This window comes from Clostridium tanneri (assembly GCF_033659955.1).
GTDB classification, from domain to species: Bacteria; Bacillota; Clostridia; order Clostridiales; family Clostridiaceae; genus Clostridium_AM; species Clostridium_AM tanneri.
Genome location: NZ_JARUJP010000009.1, coordinates 18,594 through 37,324, shown reverse-complemented (window position 1 = coordinate 37,324; position 18,731 = coordinate 18,594). Strand labels below are relative to the sequence as shown.

The 18,731-nt window shown below is 31.2% G+C and carries 18 protein-coding genes and 1 tRNA gene; 15 read left to right on the top strand and 4 right to left on the bottom strand.

The annotated features are described in order from the left end of the window. Positions 1-182: 182 nt before the first annotated feature. The 3 genes from P8V03_RS09340 to P8V03_RS09330 all read left to right on the top strand — a co-directional run bounded on the left by P8V03_RS09340 (position 183) and on the right by P8V03_RS09330 (position 3,122). Complete coding sequence (locus P8V03_RS09340; RefSeq protein ID WP_261670380.1) at positions 183-1,841, top strand: glutamine--tRNA ligase/YqeY domain fusion protein; 1,659 nt, start codon at positions 183-185, stop codon at positions 1,839-1,841. Between the two features lie 252 nt (positions 1,842-2,093). After that, positions 2,094-2,576, top strand: a complete 483-nt coding sequence (locus P8V03_RS09335) for a hypothetical protein (RefSeq protein ID WP_318797963.1) — start codon at positions 2,094-2,096, stop codon at positions 2,574-2,576. Between the two features lie 144 nt (positions 2,577-2,720). After that, on the top strand, positions 2,721-3,122 hold the full coding sequence (locus P8V03_RS09330) for a bacteriohemerythrin (RefSeq protein WP_318797962.1): 402 nt from the start codon (positions 2,721-2,723) through the stop codon (positions 3,120-3,122). Positions 3,123-3,203: 81 nt separating this feature from the next. On the opposite strand, the gene P8V03_RS09325 is transcribed toward P8V03_RS09330, so the two are convergent. Then, entirely contained in the window at positions 3,204-3,704 is a 501-nt protein-coding gene (locus P8V03_RS09325; protein ID WP_261670109.1) for a hypothetical protein, read from the bottom strand. A 265-nt stretch (positions 3,705-3,969) separates the two neighbouring features. Between P8V03_RS09325 and P8V03_RS09320 the strand changes: the two genes are divergently transcribed. Next, positions 3,970-4,236 carry a CPCC family cysteine-rich protein gene (locus P8V03_RS09320; protein ID WP_261670110.1) on the top strand — a complete coding sequence of 89 codons (267 nt, stop codon included), beginning with the start codon at positions 3,970-3,972 and terminating at the stop codon, positions 4,234-4,236. Between the two features lie 75 nt (positions 4,237-4,311). Here P8V03_RS09320 and P8V03_RS09315 read toward each other — a convergent pair whose 3' ends face one another. Further along, positions 4,312-4,875: a DUF1256 domain-containing protein gene (locus tag P8V03_RS09315; protein WP_318797961.1), complete on the bottom strand. Its 564-nt coding sequence runs from the start codon at positions 4,873-4,875 to the stop codon at positions 4,312-4,314. Positions 4,876-5,098: 223 nt separating this feature from the next. Between P8V03_RS09315 and P8V03_RS09310 the strand changes: the two genes are divergently transcribed. Beyond that, a tRNA-Gly gene (locus tag P8V03_RS09310) sits at positions 5,099-5,172 on the top strand. Between the two features lie 42 nt (positions 5,173-5,214). Here the strand turns inward: P8V03_RS09310 and P8V03_RS09305 are convergent. Then, complete coding sequence (locus P8V03_RS09305) at positions 5,215-5,676, bottom strand: DUF441 domain-containing protein (RefSeq protein WP_261670112.1); 462 nt, start codon at positions 5,674-5,676, stop codon at positions 5,215-5,217. A 247-nt stretch (positions 5,677-5,923) separates the two neighbouring features. On the opposite strand from P8V03_RS09305, the gene P8V03_RS09300 reads away from it, so the two are divergent. The 10 genes from P8V03_RS09300 to P8V03_RS09255 all read left to right on the top strand — a co-directional run bounded on the left by P8V03_RS09300 (position 5,924) and on the right by P8V03_RS09255 (position 17,326). Further along, positions 5,924-7,498, top strand: coding sequence for a ClC family H(+)/Cl(-) exchange transporter (locus tag P8V03_RS09300; RefSeq protein ID WP_318797960.1), 1,575 nt, complete (start codon positions 5,924-5,926; stop codon positions 7,496-7,498). 238 nt (positions 7,499-7,736) lie between these two features. Beyond that, positions 7,737-9,014 (top strand): 4Fe-4S dicluster domain-containing protein, encoded by a 1,278-nt coding sequence (locus tag P8V03_RS09295; protein ID WP_318797959.1) that lies wholly within the window; start codon positions 7,737-7,739, stop codon positions 9,012-9,014. A 543-nt stretch (positions 9,015-9,557) separates the two neighbouring features. Then, positions 9,558-10,058 carry a TspO/MBR family protein gene (locus P8V03_RS09290; protein WP_318797958.1) on the top strand — a complete coding sequence of 167 codons (501 nt, stop codon included), beginning with the start codon at positions 9,558-9,560 and terminating at the stop codon, positions 10,056-10,058. A gap of 84 nt (positions 10,059-10,142) precedes the next feature. Then, on the top strand, positions 10,143-10,853 hold the full coding sequence (locus P8V03_RS09285) for an MBL fold metallo-hydrolase (RefSeq protein WP_261670116.1): 711 nt from the start codon (positions 10,143-10,145) through the stop codon (positions 10,851-10,853). Between the two features lie 269 nt (positions 10,854-11,122). Then, positions 11,123-11,308 carry a hypothetical protein gene (locus tag P8V03_RS09280; protein ID WP_261670381.1) on the top strand — a complete coding sequence of 62 codons (186 nt, stop codon included), beginning with the start codon at positions 11,123-11,125 and terminating at the stop codon, positions 11,306-11,308. Between the two features lie 348 nt (positions 11,309-11,656). Next, positions 11,657-12,493, top strand: a complete 837-nt coding sequence (locus tag P8V03_RS09275; protein WP_261670117.1) for an ABC transporter substrate-binding protein — start codon at positions 11,657-11,659, stop codon at positions 12,491-12,493. 188 nt (positions 12,494-12,681) lie between these two features. Further along, positions 12,682-13,332, top strand: coding sequence for an amino acid ABC transporter permease (locus P8V03_RS09270; protein WP_261670118.1), 651 nt, complete (start codon positions 12,682-12,684; stop codon positions 13,330-13,332). Next, positions 13,325-14,047, top strand: a complete 723-nt coding sequence (locus tag P8V03_RS09265; protein ID WP_261670119.1) for an amino acid ABC transporter ATP-binding protein — start codon at positions 13,325-13,327, stop codon at positions 14,045-14,047. Before P8V03_RS09270 ends, P8V03_RS09265 begins: the two co-directional genes overlap by 8 nt. Positions 14,048-14,153: 106 nt before the next feature. Further along, entirely contained in the window at positions 14,154-15,311 is a 1,158-nt protein-coding gene (locus P8V03_RS09260; protein ID WP_318797957.1) for a M20 family metallopeptidase, read from the top strand. Positions 15,312-15,568: 257 nt separating this feature from the next. Then, complete coding sequence (locus P8V03_RS09255; protein WP_318797956.1) at positions 15,569-17,326, top strand: helicase-related protein; 1,758 nt, start codon at positions 15,569-15,571, stop codon at positions 17,324-17,326. Positions 17,327-17,445: 119 nt separating this feature from the next. Here P8V03_RS09255 and P8V03_RS09250 read toward each other — a convergent pair whose 3' ends face one another. Beyond that, complete coding sequence (locus tag P8V03_RS09250) at positions 17,446-18,678, bottom strand: aminopeptidase (RefSeq protein ID WP_318797955.1); 1,233 nt, start codon at positions 18,676-18,678, stop codon at positions 17,446-17,448. Positions 18,679-18,731: the final 53 nt, after the last annotated feature.

Here is an 18,731-nt window from a genome sequence, read left to right as displayed (position 1 = left end):
TGGATTCGTTTAACTAAGGAATCAGGTGGGGTTGAAACCCCATCTGATTCGAGTTTTACTTCATTAAAAAGTGACAAAATTAATATATTTATATATTAACATAGAAAATAATGTATTTTTATGATATATTAAATTCATTAAAATGAAATACAAATATGACATCAGAAAAGAAGGGAGATAACATGGAAAACAAAACTACCTCATCAAATTTTATAAAAAATATCGTTATTGAAGACCTAAAATCAGGAAATTATAAAGAAATAATTACTAGGTTCCCACCAGAGCCAAATGGTTATTTACATATTGGTCACGCTAAGTCCATAATATTGAATTTTGAATTAGCGGATGAGTTTAAAGGCAAAACAAACCTACGTTTTGACGATACAAATCCAACTAAAGAGGATATAGAATATGTGGAGTCAATAAAAGAAGATGTTAAATGGCTTGGCTTTGATTGGGAAGAACTTCACTTTGCTTCAAATTATTTTGAGGAAATGTATAACAGAGCAGTACTTCTAATTAAGAAAGGAAAAGCTTATGTAGATGATTTATCTGCAGAGCAAATTAGAGAGCACAGAGGAACATTAACTGAGCCAGGAAAAGAAAGCCCATTTAGAAACAGATCTGCTGAAGAAAGTTTAGACTTATTTGAACGTATGAGAAAAGGTGAATTTAAAGATGGAGAAAAAGTCCTAAGAGCTAAAATAGACATGGCATCACCTAATATAAGTATGAGAGACCCTATTATATACCGTATAGCTCACGCTACACATCATAACACAGGAGATAAATGGTGTATTTATCCAATGTACGCTTTTGCACATCCATTAGAAGATGCAATTGAAGGTATTACTCACTCAATTTGTACATTAGAGTTTGAAGACCTTCGTCCACTATATGATTGGACAATTAAAGAATGTGAAATGGAAAATAAGCCTAAACAGATTGAGTTTGCAAGATTAAACTTAACTAATACAGTTATGAGTAAAAGAAAGTTAAAGCAATTAGTGGAGGAAAATTTAGTTGATGGCTGGGATGATCCTCGTATGCCGACTATAGCTGGTTTAAGAAGAAGAGGCTATACCCCAGAAGCTTTAAGAAACTTCTGTGGAGAAGTTGGAGTAGCAAAGTCTCAGAGTATAGTAGACTCTCAAATGCTTGACCATTTTGTTCGTGAAGACTTAGAGAAAAAGACTCCAAAAGTAATGGGAGTTATAAACCCAATAAAGGTTGTAATTACAAACTACCCTGAGGATCAAGTTGAAATGCTTGATGTGCCATACAATGTAGATATACCGGAGCTTGGTAGCCGCCAAATACCATTTTCTAGGGAAATATATATTGATTCAGAAGATTTTATGGAAAATCCACCTAAGAAATACTTTAGAATGTTCCCTGGCAATGAAGTAAGATTAAAAGAAGCTTATTTTGTTAAATGTAATGAAATTGTTAAGGATGAAAAGGGAAACATAGTGGAATTACAATGTACTTATGACCCTGAAACAAAGAGTGGATCAGGTTTTACAGGAAGAAAGGTTAAGGGTACAATTCATTGGGTAAGTGCTAAACATGCCATTCCTGCTGAAATAAGATTATACGAACCTTTAATATTAGATGAAGAAGATGACAATGAAAAGTCTTTCCTTGAACAGGTTAATCCTGATTCACTACAAGTGTTAAATGGCTTTGTAGAGCCAGCGTTGAAAAGTGCAAAACCACAGGATAAATTCCAATTTATAAGACAAGGATACTTCAATGTAGATCCTAAAAATACAACAGAGGATAAAATAGTATTTAACAGAATAGTACCTTTAAAGAGTTCTTTTAGAATTGAAAAATAGTTTTAATGGCGAAAAGCATGGGTTTAAATATCCATGCTTTTTCTTTTATATAAAACATTAGTGCTAAAGAAAACTATAAGAGAACTTCTGTAGTTAATTTAAAAAAATAATACAATAACTTACTTATATTGAAATTAATTATTAGGTTATTTATATTGAATTATCTACTATTAAATTAATACTTATGCTGGAGTTGAGAATACTATTAGTACTAAAACTTTATAAAAATTATGTAAGAGGATGGAGTCGTATATGATGCATATTAAAGGTGGTATTGAAAAAGCCTTATGGAGTGTTGCTATTCCAGGATTTGGGCAATTGCTTAATAAAAAATATCTTAAAGGAACAATACTCATTTTTTTGGAATTTCTAATAAATGTAAAGGCTAATATTAACACAATAATTGTATTAAGTTTTTACGGCAAGACAGAATTAGCAGTAAAAGAAGCAAATTATCAATGGCTTATGTTCTACCCCTGCGTATATATGTTTGCTATTTGGGATGCTTATAGGGATGGTGGAGGGTATGATGAGCCTTTGCTATACTTGCCTTTTGCAGTTGCAGCATATGTAGAGACAATAGGTGTGATATATTCTAAGACTCTAAAAGCTTTTGGAGTTTTGTTAGGACCTATATTTTTACCTATGATTTTTATTTTTTTAGGGTTAATCATTGGTTTTTTTATAAGGTTCCTGCTGCTTAGAAAAAAACACTATGTTAAATATAAACAGTAATACATAATAGTCCAATCAAGCATTTTTGATTTGGCAAAATATAATATACTACTGGATTCCACACAAATTTCTGGTATAATTGTAAATTAGGTAGTTAGCTATTTTAGCTAATAAGAAAAATATTATTCTGTTTGGAGGCAAGTTATGTTTAAATGGAAGAATGAGTATGAAACAGGTGTGGAAAAAATTGATGAACAGCATAGGAAACTATTTGAAATTGCTAATAATGCCTATGAGCTTTTAAATAATGACCTTTATATTGATAAGTATGACAGAATTATTCAAATTATAGAGGAGCTGAAGGAATATACGGTTTTTCATTTTACCACAGAGGAAGAGTATATGGTTAGTATCGGTTATAAAAAAATCTTATCTCACAAGGTAGAGCATGATGATTTTATTAAGAAATTTGACGATATTGATTTCAATCGTATAGATTACGGTCAAAATGAATACATAATGGAAATGTTGGAGTTTATTTATAAGTGGATTGACGAACATATACTTATAAAGGATAAAGAACATAGTCCAGGAAAAATTGCTTAAAGTAATTTAATAGTATTTAGTGTACAAATAAGCCTGTTTTTAAAGTTTTATAACAGGCTTATTTGTAAAGTTTTAATAATCTTACTTTTTAGTAAAATATTTACGATAGATTTTATTAGTACAACCATAATCAATTAGAACTACTTGATTATCTATTAGTCCCCAAGAGCTTAAATTTTTTACATCCCCATATAGAAGGTCAAAGGACTGTACTAATTGCTGAATATTTTTATAAAAAATATTATCTTCTCTTATTCCAAGTACATTGAAGACATTTTGCTTTCTCTCCTCTCTTTTTTTTGCAAGAGGAACTGCCCTTCGCATAATTAATATATCATCCTTGTACCATACTACTGGACATAAATATTTTTTTAAGTGATCCTGCACATGATTATAAATATAATGTTCAGTTTTACACTGTTTATCACCGCCAGCAAACTTTGACATCTTAATAACGTAATCATCATCCAATGCATATATAATTCTTCCAGCGCCTTCTCCTAAGTATTGAAAATTTTTATCAATCTCATCACTGTTCATTAAGAAAATTTCTTCAAAAAGCAACATTTCCAATGAACTCACTGTTTTACTACCTCCTTTCTCTATAATAAACTATTTAGAACCTAGGAATAGATTATAAACAATCATATACTTATGAACTTTATAAGTATATAATATTCAGATTGCAGTATTTGGTGATAATTTTCACAGAATTGGTTCATTATACAACCTCTCTCAAAACTTTTCAGTTGAGTTTTTATAGTCATTACCGAATAAATATAGTGTGATTATTATTAAAAACACTTCATTGTAATTAGACTGAAAAAAGAAAATTGGAGGGTAAAAGATGATTAGATATACTTGTCCTTGCTGTGGATATAAAACTTTAAGCGAAGAACCGCCAGGTACCTATGACATATGTACTATTTGTTTCTGGGAGGATGATAAACTTCAATTTGAAAATCCCGACTATGATAAAGGTGCAAATGGAGTTTCATTAAGACAGGCGCAGAAAAACTTTATAGAATTTGGTGCAAGTGATAAAAAGGTATTAAAGTATGTAAGAAAACCTAATAAAAATTCTGTAAAGGATGAAAACTGGAAACCATTATAAAAAGCATTTAATATGTTAACTTATAAGCCATGTATTTAGTTACATGGCTTATAAGTTAACATTGTAAAATCAGGTTTATCGGTAAAGATAAAGGCGAAGACGTTTTTTATTATGTAGTTCTCTTTTAGCTTTAATTATGGAATTAGATATAACCTTTGCAAAGGTATATACTTCCTTTAGCTTAATAACAGGTTTTTCTAGAAGTGTATACTCCAGTTTGTCTGCTACTATACAATTAATGCTTGTGTTTCCGATTTTTAAAGGTAAATTAGTTTTAGAAGACTTACCATATGTAATAGGATGATCTCTTAAATATAAGTATCCTACGTCTTGCTTAAAGGATAGTACCGAGTCAATTGTTAGAATATGCAGCTTATCTTTTTTGAAATTTTCTAAGTTGCTTTCAATATTTAAAGTATGAATAGGAGAGTTTAAGGTTCCACATAGGTTAATATTAAGAGATTTTTTATTTTTATTAATTAGAGTTCCTGTAAGAGGTCCTAATAAATCTGCAACAGAGAAGCCTGTGCCTAAGCATAGAATTAATGTATTCTCCTGTATCAATTCATCTTTTATAAGCATCTTAGCAATATTATCCTCTGCATTTTTATCCGCTACATTTATCTTATATGCAATCATAGTATATTCACCTTCTACTTATAATTTAGTTACAAAGATTGTTATTTTTATTATGTATTACTATCTCTAAATTTATAATAGGAAATTTCTATCTGTTGATTATTAATAAATTATAACGTCAAGATTTCCAGGGCAAAAAATTATTATAGACAACAAAAATGTTGACAAGCTAATTTGAATAGTGTATTATAAATGTATAATTAATAGCAACTAATATAAGCATGCGGGTGTAACTCAATGGTAGAGTGCTAGCCTTCCAAGCTAGTTACGAGGGTTCGATTCCCTTCACCCGCTCCAAAAAAAACTGATGACTTTTAGTCATCAGTTTTTTTATTTAAATTATGAATTTTTAAATATCAAATTTATAATCTTTACAACCTCATAAGCAATACCTGAGGCTATCAACGGTCCTACTGGTGCACCACCTAAAAGAGCTATTCCTACAATAGACCCTATTATAACACCAGACATAACGTCAATGCTGCCTTTCAAAAATCCAATACCTTTAGCAGCTAATACTGCTACAAATATTCCAGATAAAAGAGATACCATACCGTTAATGTTTAAAAGATTTTTTATGTTGGTAACAATGGAGTCTCCTGACTTTACTATTGGAACAAGCATCCACATCATTAAAAATATCATACCTACATCTAAAAAATATTTTTCTATAAACAGCAAAGGCTTTTCATTATTACTAAAGGTTAAAATTAAAATAATGATAGCTGCTATAGACATATTTTTATTCTTAGCAAAAAAGGAGAAGACAGCTAAAAGAATTAAAATTATTTTGCACAACATAAACTCACCTAAAAATTATTACTTACACTTACTATGTTATTTTATTATATTATTTTGTTTACAAATGTTTATAATTTTATAATGAATAAAGAGCATAAAGCTAAGTAAAAGCATTATGGAAAACTATAAGAGGTATTTACAACTCTAATCCCAAAAGAGTGGCTAGTGGAGGCATTGAAATTCATATTTTATCTAGCTATAATAATTATTGTGTCAAAAATTCAATATATAACTGAGGTGGAAAATCATGCATATGGAAAATAGACATAATACCTATAATACACTGCACCTCTGGCATAATTTTAGGCTTAAACTAGTAGGAGAGGGAATTATAGTTGGCGCATTATCAGGATTATTGGTAGTTGCTTATAGATTATCATTGCAAAAGATAGAAATGATAACCAAAAGTATATATTTAATGCAGCTGGAAAAAACATGGCTTATACCAATATGGTTTGTTTGTTTGATAATTGGAGCCTGCATTGTGGGGGCTATGGTGAAAAAAGATCCTATGATTAGTGGCAGTGGAATTCCTCAAGTAGAAGGAATACTATTAGGACTACTTACTGCAAATTGGTGGAAGGTAATTATAAGAAAGTTCATAGGAGGAGTTATTTCTATTGGAGCTGGTCTATCCTTAGGAAGAGAGGGTCCCTCTATACAGTTAGGAGCTTCTGTTGGACAAGGATTTAGTAAAATTTTTAAAAGGATAAAAATTGAAGAAAAGTATTTGATGACAAGTGGTGCAAGTGCAGGATTGGCCGCAGCTTTCAATGCTCCCCTGGCAGGAGTAATTTTTGCATTAGAAGAGATTCATAAAAACTTTTCTCCATTAGTATTAATTTCTGCAGCCTCTGCTTCAATAACAGCAGATTTTATTTCTAAAGAGTTTTTTGGACTAAAACCAGTCTTTCAATTTAATAATTTATCAGCACTTCCTTTAAATTATTACGGATATATAATTATATTAGGAATAATTCTTGGCTTTTTAGGGGCATTTTATAATAGTATTTTATTAAAGACTCAAAAGCTATATTCCAAGCAAAAGTGGTTACCTATTCAGTTTAGAACAATTATTCCCTTTATGCTAGCAGGAGTTTTAGGTTTAACTTTACCAGAGATATTAGGAGGAGGGCATGAATTAGTTATATCTTTAATTGAGAAGAGCTTTATGTTAAAATTTCTAATTGTCTTATTGATAATAAAGTTTGCTTTTTCTATGATTAGCTTTGGCTCTGGTGCTCCAGGAGGAATATTTTTTCCTTTGCTAGTAATTGGAGCATTAATAGGTATTGTATATGTAAAAATTCTTATTTATGCCTTCGGTTTTGATTCTAATTATATAAATAATTTTATCATATTAGGAATGGCAGGTTATTTTACTGCTATTGTTAGAGCCCCAATTACAGGGAGTATCTTAATTACTGAAATGACAGGGTCCTTCACTCATTTACTTTCTTTAAGCACTGTTGCTATTATCGCTTATATTGTTGCCGATTTATTAAAATCTAAGCCAGTTTATGAGTCATTATTGGAGAGAATTTTAAATAATAACAATCATCATAATATAGTAAAAGATTCTAAGGCTAAAAATATAATTGAGATCCCAGTACATCACGGCTGTTCCTTAGAAGGGAAAGAAATTAAGCAGTTTAATTGGCCAAAGCAATGCTTATTAGTAGCTATTAAAAGGGGAGAAAAAGAGATTATTCCAAAGGGAGACACGATTATTTATGCTGGAGACTATTTAGTTGTTTTGATAAATGAAGAGGATAGAGCAGAAATAACGAAAACTTTAGTTTATGCTGCGGAAACTCCTTAGAAAAGATTTTTAGTGACAAAAAAATTTAAAATTTAATATCTGTATTCTTAGTATGGTCTTTAAGGTAACTAAAACTAACCCCTATTGAGTAAACAATAGGGGTTAGTTTTAGTTAAAAAGAAAGGTTTAGAACTACTTAATGAATTATTGCTTATAAATTGGCAATAATTATTAAACAGCAGCATAGTAATTTAGTATATGAATATAACAAATAATCTTATTTAGAGTAGGTGAAAATATGTCACACCACAATATTAAGTCTAGTTATAAAAAATTAGAGGAAAGACTAAACCGATTTCCACAAGGAGCTCCTCCCTCGAAAACGCTATATAAAATTCTCAGTATTTTGTTTAGCGACAAAGAAGCTGAGCTTGTTGCCCAGCTTCCAATAAAGCCCTTTACAGCAAAAGCAGCAAGTAGAATATGGAATATGGAAGAAGCAAAAGCCCGTATAGTATTAGATCAACTAGCAAGCAGAGCTATATTACTAGATACAGACCATAACGGAGTGCAGGAATATATGTTGCCTCCACCTATGGCAGGTTTTTTTGAATTTTCCTTAATGAGAACTAGGGGAGATATTGATCAAAAACTTCTTAGTAAGTTATTTTATCAATACTTAAATGTTGAAGAAGACTTTGTGAAAGAGCTATTTCTAAGTACAGAAACAAGACTTGGCAGGATATTTGTGCAGGAAAGTGTACTTTCAAATGAAAATGCAGTACATGTACTTGATTATGAGAGAGCTAGTGAGGTAATTAAAACCTCTTCTAATATAGGAATTAGCATGTGTTACTGTCGACATAAAATGCATCACTTAGATAGAGGATGCAGTGCTCCACTAGATATATGCATGACCTTCAACAATGTTGCAGCCTCGCTAATAAAACACCAGTATGCTAGAAAAGTAGATGTTTCAGAAGGTTTAGAACTATTACATCAAGCCTATGAGAACAATTTAGTTCAATGTGGAGAAAATGTAAGGCAAAATGTAACTTTTATATGTAATTGCTGCGGTTGCTGCTGTGAAGCTATGGTTGCAGCTCGTAGGTTTGGTATGCTGCAGCCAGTACATACTACTAACTTTATTCCTCAAGTTGATGTGAACACCTGTGTAGGTTGTGGTAAATGTGCAAAGGTATGCCCCATAGAAGCTATTGAGATGGTTAACTTAGAGAAGGGCAATAACATAGGGAAAAAGGCTAAAATAAAGGAAGATATATGTTTAGGCTGTGGTGTTTGCGTAAGGTCCTGTGCTAAAAAAAGTATTCAGTTAAAAAGCAGAGATAAAAGAGTAATAACACCAGTAAATTCAGTCCACAGGTCAGTTTTAATGGCCATAGAAAAAGGCCAATTGCAGAATCTTATATTTGATAATCAAGCCTTTGGCAGCCATAGAGCCATGGCAGCAATATTGTCTGTTATACTGAAACTTCCTCCAATGAAACAGGCAATGGCAAGCAAACAAATGAAGTCAGTATATCTAGAAAAATTAATTAGCAAATTAGATATATGAAGTTAAGACTTGAATCAGATGGGGTTTCAACCCCATCTGATTCTTAGTCGTACGAATCCAGGGACATAGCCGCTCGCAACGTACTCTTGGAGAAAAGTAGCGAACCAAAATCTTTGATTTTGTGTGAGTCACTTTCACACCCTGCGAGGGAGTACTAGAGCGGGTAGTCATCGGATAAAATAAAGGTAGGTTAGCTCGGTGAATAGGTACAGAATTTAGCAGATAAAAATTTATACAATTAATAAAAAAACAAAGCTACAAAGTATATTATATACACTGTGGCTTTGTTTTTTATCATTAAAATAATGAGTGACAGCAAATTGTAGGAGCCAACCATGGAAGAAATAACTTACAAAAAAGTAAAAAACCAAGGGATGGGAAAAATATTTATCATAATTGTTTAAAGCAATAGAATAAGCCTTTCTTAGTAACCATATTAAATATTATGGAAACCAAACAAAAAGTAAACTATTAAAAAATACATAAATCCATGCTTAACATAAATATAATATTAATAATATTATTATGAAAGGGCGTATATATATGTTTAATGTTTTTAAAGTTGAAGGCAAAAAATCACTAGGACTTCTTTTGCTGATAATAATTATAATTGAAGGGCTAGGTTTTATTTCTGGATTTTTAAGTATGACTAATATGAGTACATATAAAAATCTTATAAAGCCCACCTTTTCTCCACCTGGATGGGTTTTTCCTATAGTATGGGGCATATTATATTTGCTAATGGCTATCGCATTTTATCGTGTAATTCTTAAAGGAAAGTCAGGCAGTAATATAGGAAAAGCTAAAAAATATTACTTTATTCAATTAGCATTAAATCTTATTTGGTCAATTATTTTCTTTAGATTTAAGCTTTATGGACTTGCTTTCGTAGATATATTACTTATGGTTATATTCATTTTATTAACTATATTTCAATTCCATAAGATCGATAAGATTTCTGCCTATCTATTAGTACCATATGTTCTTTGGGTGTCTTTTGCTGGTGTTTTAAATTTTTATATATGGATGTTTAATGAAATGTAAAAGAACTATTCTTATAAAAAAGCGATGAATTTTAAATGAAAGTTGGATATAATATTATCAAATATGTAAATAAAGGAGTAAGATATGCAGATATTAAACTTTATAGGTAGGGGAAGTGCCTTTAATACTCAGGAAGGTAATACAAGTTCATACATAAAACAAGAAAAAAATATGCTGTTATTAGACTGTGGTGAAAATATATTTACTAGAATAATGGAAAAGGGCTTAATGGAAAATATTAAAAATATGTATGTTCTTATAACTCATTTGCATCCAGATCATGTAGGAAGTTTAGGAACGTTGATATTTTATTGTTACTATATAAAGAAAATTAAAGTTAACCTTATATATGAGAAAGAATATGAACTTGTAAAAATGCTTCAACTACAAGGAGCAGCTAATTTTCTATATAATATTAGGAAGGCTGAAGAAACAGAAGGATTGGAAAGCTTGGATATTCTACAGTTGAAACCTTTTAAAATGGAACATGCTTCCGAGATAGATTCTTTTGGTTATCATATAGAATTTAAGGATAATAAAAAAGTTTTTTATGCAGGAGATACTAATAATTTAAGGACAGAGCTAATTGAAAAATTAGAAAGCTGCTACTATGACCAATTTTATGTTGATACTTGCTTAGCTGATTATCCAGGTAACACTCATTTATCATTGAATAGGATATGTAGTCTTATTTCTAAAGAATATAGAAGTAAAGTTTTTTGTATGCATCTAGATTGTCATGAGTTAATAGAAAAAGCCAAAGAAGAAGGATTTAATGTTGTAGAGGTGCTTTAGTGAAAGAAATACTAAGTATAACATTAAAGTAAGTTAAAAACTTTCTATTTAGTTGAATAAATTATTGATTTAAGTAAATAATAATAACAGAAAGTTATGAGAAGAACATAATGTTGCTCTGCAAGGTGCAGTTGGAAGTTATGTTTCTTGTCACAACTTTGCTAAAAGGCAAGGGAGATAGCTTATCAAAAAGTTATCTCCCTTGTCATTTTTTAAATATGGTATAATAAAAGTCAATGTTCAAGAGAGAGGAGTATGAAGCTAATAATATGGAAGTACATATATTTTTAAAAGGAGAAAAAGATCCCGTTATCTATAAAGGAGATAGAATTGATATATTAGATTTTCAAATGAATGGGGTAAATTTCAAGCAAATAAGATACTTTAATAAAGGTTTTAGCAAGAGTGAATTAGTAGAAGAAACAATCATAGAAAAGATTTTAAAGAAGGATTAAAAAATTGACAGAAAGTTATGTATAAATCAAATATTTATGCATAACTTTTTTATATATTAAAGAAAGATTTAAGTGTTATTTAAGATATAGTTATGAGAATGTTTACAAAGAAAGAGTGTATAGTAGCTAGAGATACAGACTGATAACAGTGCAAAAATAAGCCCTCCTATAGTAAGAGTTTTATTTTATGAACCTTCCTTTAGTTAATAATGGCATGTACAAAGCTAATTAATGACAATCAACATAATAATACATAAAAATGCATAAAAACTATTGAATAATTATATAAACCGTTATATAATTATTCATAGAGATATTATTATTGTAACTAGGCAGGGGGAAAATAAAATGTTAAAGAAGAGTTTAAAGAAATTTATTGCAATGTCACTAGTAGTAGGATCGATGGTTACTTTTGCTGCTTGTGGAAGCCAAAGTACTTCTACAAGCGGTAGTGGAGACAAATCCCAATCAGCATCTATGGAGAGAATTAAGAAGAATGGAAAGCTTGTACTAGGTACAAGTGCTGACTACCCTCCATATGAATTCCATAAATCAATAAATGGAAAAGACGAGATAGTTGGCTTTGATATTGAAGTAGCAAAGGAAATAGCAAAGGATCTAGGTGTAAAGCTAGAAGTAAAAGATATGAAATTTGATGGACTACTTGCAGCTTTAGATCAAGGAAATGTTGATATAGTTGTAGCTGGTATGACTCCAACTCCAGAAAGAGAAAAAAATGTTGATTTCTCTAATGTATATTATCAAGCAGTTCAAACTATAGTTGTAAGAGCTTCTGATAAAGACAAGATTAAATCAACAGATGATTTAAAAGGCAAGAAAATTGGAGTTCAAAAGGGTGCTATTCAAGAGCAAATAGCTCAAAAGCAAGTTTCAGGAGCACAGCCAGTAGCATTAGGTAAAATATCAGACTTAATGTTAGCATTAAAAAGCAATAGAGTTGATGCAGTAATAGTTGAATTACCAGTAGCTACATCAAATGTAAATGCTAATAAAGACTTAGTTATATCTGATATAAAGCTTCAAACTGAGGAAGCTGGTTCTGCAGCGGCTTTTAAAAAGGGAAGTTCAGATTTAGTAAAAGAGGTTAATAAGACTTTAGATAGATTAAAGGCTGAAAAGAGCGTAGATAAGTTTGTAACAGACGCAAACAACTTAGTAGAATAATTTTCAAGGAATAGTTCTAGTACCTTTATCATCTCCTAGTATAAAAAGGAGAGAGTTAACCTTAATTAGCAATAAAGAAAATGTTAGGCATAATCGGGGGCCTAACTTTTTCTTTCTACAGTAAAATATGTAGTACTATGCCATACTAGGCAAATTTAATAACAATAAAAGATAGGGAGGACAAAATTTTGGATTTCAGTTTTTTATCTGAGTATTATTCATTTTTTATAAACGGAGTAAAGTTTACAATAGTCTTAGCATTTTTTACAGTACTTTTTGGATTTATGCTTGGATTACTTCTCTCACTAATGAGATTATCAAATAAAAAAATATTAAATGTAATAGCAGCATCTTACGTAGAATTTATTAGAGGAACTCCTCTACTTGTTCAGTTATATATAGTATTTTATGGATTGCCCCATTTAGGCATTGCACTTCCAGACTTTGCTGCAGGTATTATAGCGTTGTCAGTAAATAGTGCTGCATATATAGCAGAAATAATACGTGCTGGTATTCAAGCGGTGGATAAGGGTCAAATGGAAGCAGCAAGATCTCTTGGAATGAAATCAGGAATGGCAATGAGATATATAATTATACCGCAGGCAGTTAAAAATATTTTGCCAGCCTTAGGTAATGAATTTATAGTAGTTATAAAAGAATCTTCTATAGCTTCAATAATAGGTATACATGAACTTATGTACAATGCAGATACAGTTAGAGGTAACACTTTCAAACCATTTGAACCTTTAATAGTTGCTGCTATCATGTATTTCATATTAACCTTTAGTTTATCAAAAGTAGTAGGTGCCTTTGAAAGGAGATTGAAGACAAGTGATTAAAGTAAATAGTTTGCATAAAAAGTTTGATAAATTACATGTTTTAAAGGGAGTAGATGTACAAATAGAAAAAGGTGAAGTAGTTGTAGTTATAGGTCCTAGTGGATCAGGTAAAAGTACATTTTTAAGATGTTTAAACTTACTTGAAGAGCCAACAGATGGAGAAATTGTATTTGAAGGAATTTCAATAACTGATAAGAAAACTGATATAAATAAGTTGAGACAAAAGATGGGAATGGTGTTTCAACAGTTTAATTTGTTTCCACATCTATCAGTATTAGATAACATAACTATAGGGCCTAGAAAACTTAAAGGGATGACCGCTGAAGAAGCTAATAAGATAGCCTTTGATTTACTAAAAAGAATAGGACTTGATGATAAAGCAAATAATTATCCAGGACAGCTATCTGGAGGACAAAAACAAAGAATAGCTATAGCAAGAGCCCTTGCTATGGCGCCAGATGTAATGTTATTCGACGAGCCGACTTCAGCACTTGACCCTGAAATGGTAGGGGAAGTTCTTGATGTTATGAAGGAGCTTGCCTCTGAAGGAATGACTATGGTAGTAGTTACTCACGAAATGGGATTTGCTAGAGAAGTGGGAGACAGAGTCTTATTCATGGATGGAGGCGTAGTGGTTGAAGAGGATATTCCAGAGAATATATTCACAAATCCTAATCATCCAAGAACTAAAGACTTTTTAGCTAAAGTTTTATAGATGTTATAAGCAAGTTTTGCTTTAATAAAATTTTTATGAAAAATCAAAAGAATTGAAAGCACAGCTTACTATAAGCTGTGCTTTCTAAATATTAAAGGAGGATTATATGAAAGATTTAATAGTTAAAGAATTAGAAAGAATGAAAGAACAGCTTTGCAATATAAATGACTATATTTATAATAATCCAGAACTAGGAAATGAAGAATTTAAAGCAGTGGAAAAATTAACATCATTTCTGAAAGAAAATAATTTTAGTGTTGAATTAGGTATAATAGAAAGGCCTACAGCTTTTAAAGCTGTTTATGACAGCAAAAAGGAAGGTCCTAATATTGCCTTTTTATGTGAGTATGATGCACTGCCACAAATAGGCCACGGCTGCGGACATAATATGATTGGAGCTATGGGAATAGGAGCTGCAGCAGCTCTAAGTAAGGTACTGGAGAAGATAGGAGGGCAAATTACTGTTTTAGGTACTCCAGCAGAGGAGTGTGATGGAGCAAAAGTGGATATGGCGGAGAGAGGAGTGTTTAATAACGTAGATATTGCTATGATATTACATCCAGCAGAGTCTACTTTTGAAAGCGGCAACACTCTTGCTATGGACGCACTTCAATTTCAGTTTAAAGGAAAGGCAGCTCATGCCGCTGCTGAACCGGAAGCTGGTATTAATGCATTAGATGGCGTAATACAAACCTTTAATGGAATAAATGCTTTAAGGCAACATGTTACTTCTGATGTAAGAATCCATGGTGTTATAAAGGAAGGTGGAATTGCAGCTAATATTGTTCCAGATAACGCAGTTGCTCAATTTTACGTAAGAGCATCTACAAGAAAAAATTTAAACAGCGTAGTTGAAAAGGTTAAGAACATAGCTAAGGGTGCTGCTCTAATTACAGGAGCTGAGTTACAAATTAGCAATTACGAGATTTCCTACGATAACATGATAACCAACAAAACCTTATCTCAAACCTTTAATAACAATCTAAGATATGTTGGGGTGAAAGATATACTCCCACCTAGAGCCAGTTATGGATCTGTTGATATGGGAAATGTAAGTAATGTAGTCCCTGCAATCCATCCCTATATTGGAATTCATTGTGAAAATGCAGTATCTCACAGTAAGGAATTTGCAAATGCAACTATAACGGCGGCGGCTCATGAAGCACTTGTTAAAGGAGCAACTGCACTGGCACTTACAGGGTATGATGTAATTACTAACAATAATCTTTTAGAAAGGATTAAAGATGAATTCAGATCTAAGTAATAATTTTAGGAGAAAAACATTAATATAACTTTAAAGGGTTTTTCTCCATCATTAATATCTATTTGGTTGTAAAAAATATAAGCCACCTTAACAAAAATGTTACCCTTTTGGAGTTTTTATGTAAATAAAGATATCATTTCTTTTTTATTATTTAATAATGTAAACATTTAATGTTATTATATTAGTTGGTTACTATAAATAAAAGATATAGTTTACGGCAAAATAATATTAATAAATTCACCTTAGGAGGACGAGTTATGAAAAGGGGAGCAGTAGAAAGAAACTTTAGAAAAATAAAAAACCAAATAGGTCAGATAGAGGAAATAGTTAAGCATACTAAAACAAATGCATTATGGGAACATGAAGCAGCAATAAGAAAAAAAATAAGACTTTTAAAAGAATTTGAAGATGCAGGTATTAGAGATTATAATTATGTTTTTGACAAATACCTAGATATATTAGAGTATATATCAGAAAGACTTATAGAAGATTATAATAGAAAAAACAATACTAGCTTTAAGGTTCATGAAGTAATTAAAGATAACTTTGATAACTATTTAAAATCAGGAATTATGGGAGTACTGATAACCAGTCATATTCCAGCACTAGTATCTAAAGAATTTGACAGGGTATTTCCGGACAATCCAAAAAATGAATATGAAGATACCAGAAAGCTTAAAAGAAAGTTCTATCTTCACCTAGGAGAAACAAATACAGGAAAAACCTATAATGCTATGAGAAGATTAAAGGAAGGAGAAAATGGAATTTATCTTTCACCGCTTAGAATACTTGCTTTAGAAAATTTCGAAAGATTAAACAGTGAGGGAGTTAGGTGTAATCTCCTAACAGGGGAAGAAGAAATATTAGTTGAAGAAGCTAAACATATATCTTGTACAATAGAAAAATTAGACCTAGATAGAGATTACGATGTAGCAGTTATAGATGAAATACAAATGATAAATGATGATCAAAGAGGAGCAGCATGGACAAGAGCCCTACTTGGAATAAAGAGCAGAGAAGTACATATATGTGGAGCTTTAAATGCAAAAGATTTGCTTATTAGTATAATAGAAGATTGTCAGGACGAATATGAATTTAAAGAGTATAAGAGAAATATACCACTGGAAATGCAATATGAGAGTTTTTCCTATAAGAAAGCTGAAGATGGGGATGCTTTAGTGGTATTTTCTAAGAAAAGAGTATTAGAATTAGCTTATTACTATGCAGAATTAGGTATTAAAGCCAGTTTAATTTACGGGGATTTACCACCAGAAGTTAGAAGAAAACAATATGAACAGTTTATAAATAAGGAGACCACAATTTTAATAACTACTGACGCCATAGGTATGGGAGTTAACCTTCCTATAAAGAGAATAATATTTATGGATGTGAAAAAATTTGACGGAAACGAATTTAGGTACTTAAACTCTCAAGAAGTTAAGCAGATTGCAGGGAGAGCAGGAAGAAAAGGAATATATGAAGTAGGCTATGTAGCATCCTATGGTGATAGTCAAAATTTTATAAAGGAAATGATAGATGCAGAGGATAGAAAAATCGAAGAAGCAGTGTTAGGTCCTAGTGAAGCTATTTTAAAAATCAAGAATTTATCTCTTAGAGAAAAACTAGCTTTATGGAGTACTAGAGAAGAGAAATATCAGCTATATAAAAAGATGGATATAGGAGAGTATTTAATAGTTTTAGATAGTATAAAGTCCTATAGGCTAGAACAAAGTATAGAGTGGAAATTATTAAAAATCCCCTTTGATGTATCTAGTTCAGCATTGATGGATACTTTTTTAAGTTATATAGATGAAGTGTTTATTGCTAAAAGTGCAACTATAACTAAACCACTTAGTAAATTTAAGGAACTTTATGAGCTTGAACTTTATTACCAAAAAATCAACTTATACTATTCATTTTCAAAGACATTGAATTTGAAATTTGATGAGGACTGGGTATATAATGAGCGTTTAGCTGTAAGTGAAGATATAAATAAGATATTAATAAGTATTTAGCATAAATGCTGAAAAGTAGCTGTTTGTAGAAACTAGTTCAAATCTTTAAATATAATTGACTATGAAGATTATTTTTTTACTATAAAAAAGTTTATTCATAGTCAATTAAGGACTACTTACTAAAAGGCCCAATTTCCATGTTTAAATATATCAACTATTTCTCCACTGTTAGTTTCTCCAGTAATATTAAGATCAGCAGATCCTATCATAAAATCAACGTGCGTTAACGAAATGTTTGCACCTGCTTTGCTAAGTTCTTCGCTGCTCATTTCACTACCACCTTCAAGGCAAGTTGGGTAGGCCTCTCCTAGAGCTAAGTGACAAGATGCATTTTCATCAAATAAAGTATTGTAAAAAATCACATCTGAATTGGAGATTGGCGAATCGTAGGGTACTAGTGCAACTTCTCCTAAGTAGCAAGAGCCTTCATCGGTGTCTAAAAGTTTTTTTAGGGTTTCATAGCCTTTTTCCGCTGAAAAGTCAACCACTTTGCCTTCTTTAAAAATTAATGTGAAATTTTCAATGAGATTACCACTGTAGTTTAGAGGCTTGGTGCTTTTAACCTTACCATTGACGCCAGTTTTTAATGGAAGGGTAAACACTTCCTCTGTTGGCATATTTGCAACAAAATAGGTGCCCTTTGAATTATGTTCTCCACCACCAGCCCATAGATGTTTTTCAGGCAATTCTATAGTTAAATCTGTATCTTTTGAAAGAAAGTGAAGCTTTCTTAGTTTTTTATCATTTAAGAAATCTACTTTATTTTTAAGATTGTTTAAATGTTCACTCCAGGCTTCTAGTGGGCTATTTTTATCAACTCTTACTATTTTAAATATATTTTCCCAAAGTTTCTCCATAGCTTTTTCTTCAGGTAAATCTGAGAATACCTTTTTAGCCCAGGACCCTGTTGGAATTGAAACTACTGACCAAGAAACTGTACTATTCATTATATATTCTCTATATTTTTTCAAAGCAATAGATTTAGCTTTATTTGCTTCAGAAATTCTCTTTGAGTCCACATCTTTTAAAAGTTCTGGATTTGAAGCTGATATGGAAAGAAAGGCAGCATCATTTTTAGCAAGATATTCATAACCATCAGCCTTCCATTTAGGAAAACTACTAAAGGATTCCTCAGGAGCATTTAGAAACTTTATAAGAGTAAGTTCTTCATCATTCCATTCTACATGGACATCCTTAGCACCAGCATTATAAGCCTCTTTTGCAATAAGCCTTACAAAATCCGCGCATTCAATTGGTGAATTTATAACAAGTATTTGACCCTTTTGAAGGTTAACTCCAACTCTAACGGAAAGTTCTGCATACTTTTTTAGAAAATCGTTTAAGTTATTCATTTTATCTCTCCTTTTTAAACTATAAATCCAATGATAATTATTAAGATTATACC

Excerpts from the sequence above, each read along its gene's own strand:
- P8V03_RS09340 (WP_261670380.1), top strand. The coding sequence starts at position 183 with ATGGAAAACAAAACTACCTCATCAAATTTTATAAAAAATATCGTTATT.
- P8V03_RS09335 (WP_318797963.1), top strand. The coding sequence starts at position 2,094 with ATGATGCATATTAAAGGTGGTATTGAAAAAGCCTTATGGAGTGTTGCT.
- P8V03_RS09330 (WP_318797962.1), top strand. The coding sequence starts at position 2,721 with ATGTTTAAATGGAAGAATGAGTATGAAACAGGTGTGGAAAAAATTGAT.
- P8V03_RS09320 (WP_261670110.1), top strand. The coding sequence starts at position 3,970 with ATGATTAGATATACTTGTCCTTGCTGTGGATATAAAACTTTAAGCGAA.
- P8V03_RS09315 (WP_318797961.1), bottom strand. The coding sequence starts at position 4,875 with ATGATTGCATATAAGATAAATGTAGCGGATAAAAATGCAGAGGATAAT.
- P8V03_RS09305 (WP_261670112.1), bottom strand. The coding sequence starts at position 5,676 with ATGTTGTGCAAAATAATTTTAATTCTTTTAGCTGTCTTCTCCTTTTTT.
- P8V03_RS09300 (WP_318797960.1), top strand. The coding sequence starts at position 5,924 with ATGCATATGGAAAATAGACATAATACCTATAATACACTGCACCTCTGG.
- P8V03_RS09295 (WP_318797959.1), top strand. The coding sequence starts at position 7,737 with ATGTCACACCACAATATTAAGTCTAGTTATAAAAAATTAGAGGAAAGA.
- P8V03_RS09290 (WP_318797958.1), top strand. The coding sequence starts at position 9,558 with ATGTTTAATGTTTTTAAAGTTGAAGGCAAAAAATCACTAGGACTTCTT.
- P8V03_RS09285 (WP_261670116.1), top strand. The coding sequence starts at position 10,143 with ATGCAGATATTAAACTTTATAGGTAGGGGAAGTGCCTTTAATACTCAG.
- P8V03_RS09280 (WP_261670381.1), top strand. The coding sequence starts at position 11,123 with ATGGAAGTACATATATTTTTAAAAGGAGAAAAAGATCCCGTTATCTAT.
- P8V03_RS09275 (WP_261670117.1), top strand. The coding sequence starts at position 11,657 with ATGTTAAAGAAGAGTTTAAAGAAATTTATTGCAATGTCACTAGTAGTA.
- P8V03_RS09260 (WP_318797957.1), top strand. The coding sequence starts at position 14,154 with ATGAAAGATTTAATAGTTAAAGAATTAGAAAGAATGAAAGAACAGCTT.
- P8V03_RS09255 (WP_318797956.1), top strand. The coding sequence starts at position 15,569 with ATGAAAAGGGGAGCAGTAGAAAGAAACTTTAGAAAAATAAAAAACCAA.
- P8V03_RS09250 (WP_318797955.1), bottom strand. The coding sequence starts at position 18,678 with ATGAATAACTTAAACGATTTTCTAAAAAAGTATGCAGAACTTTCCGTT.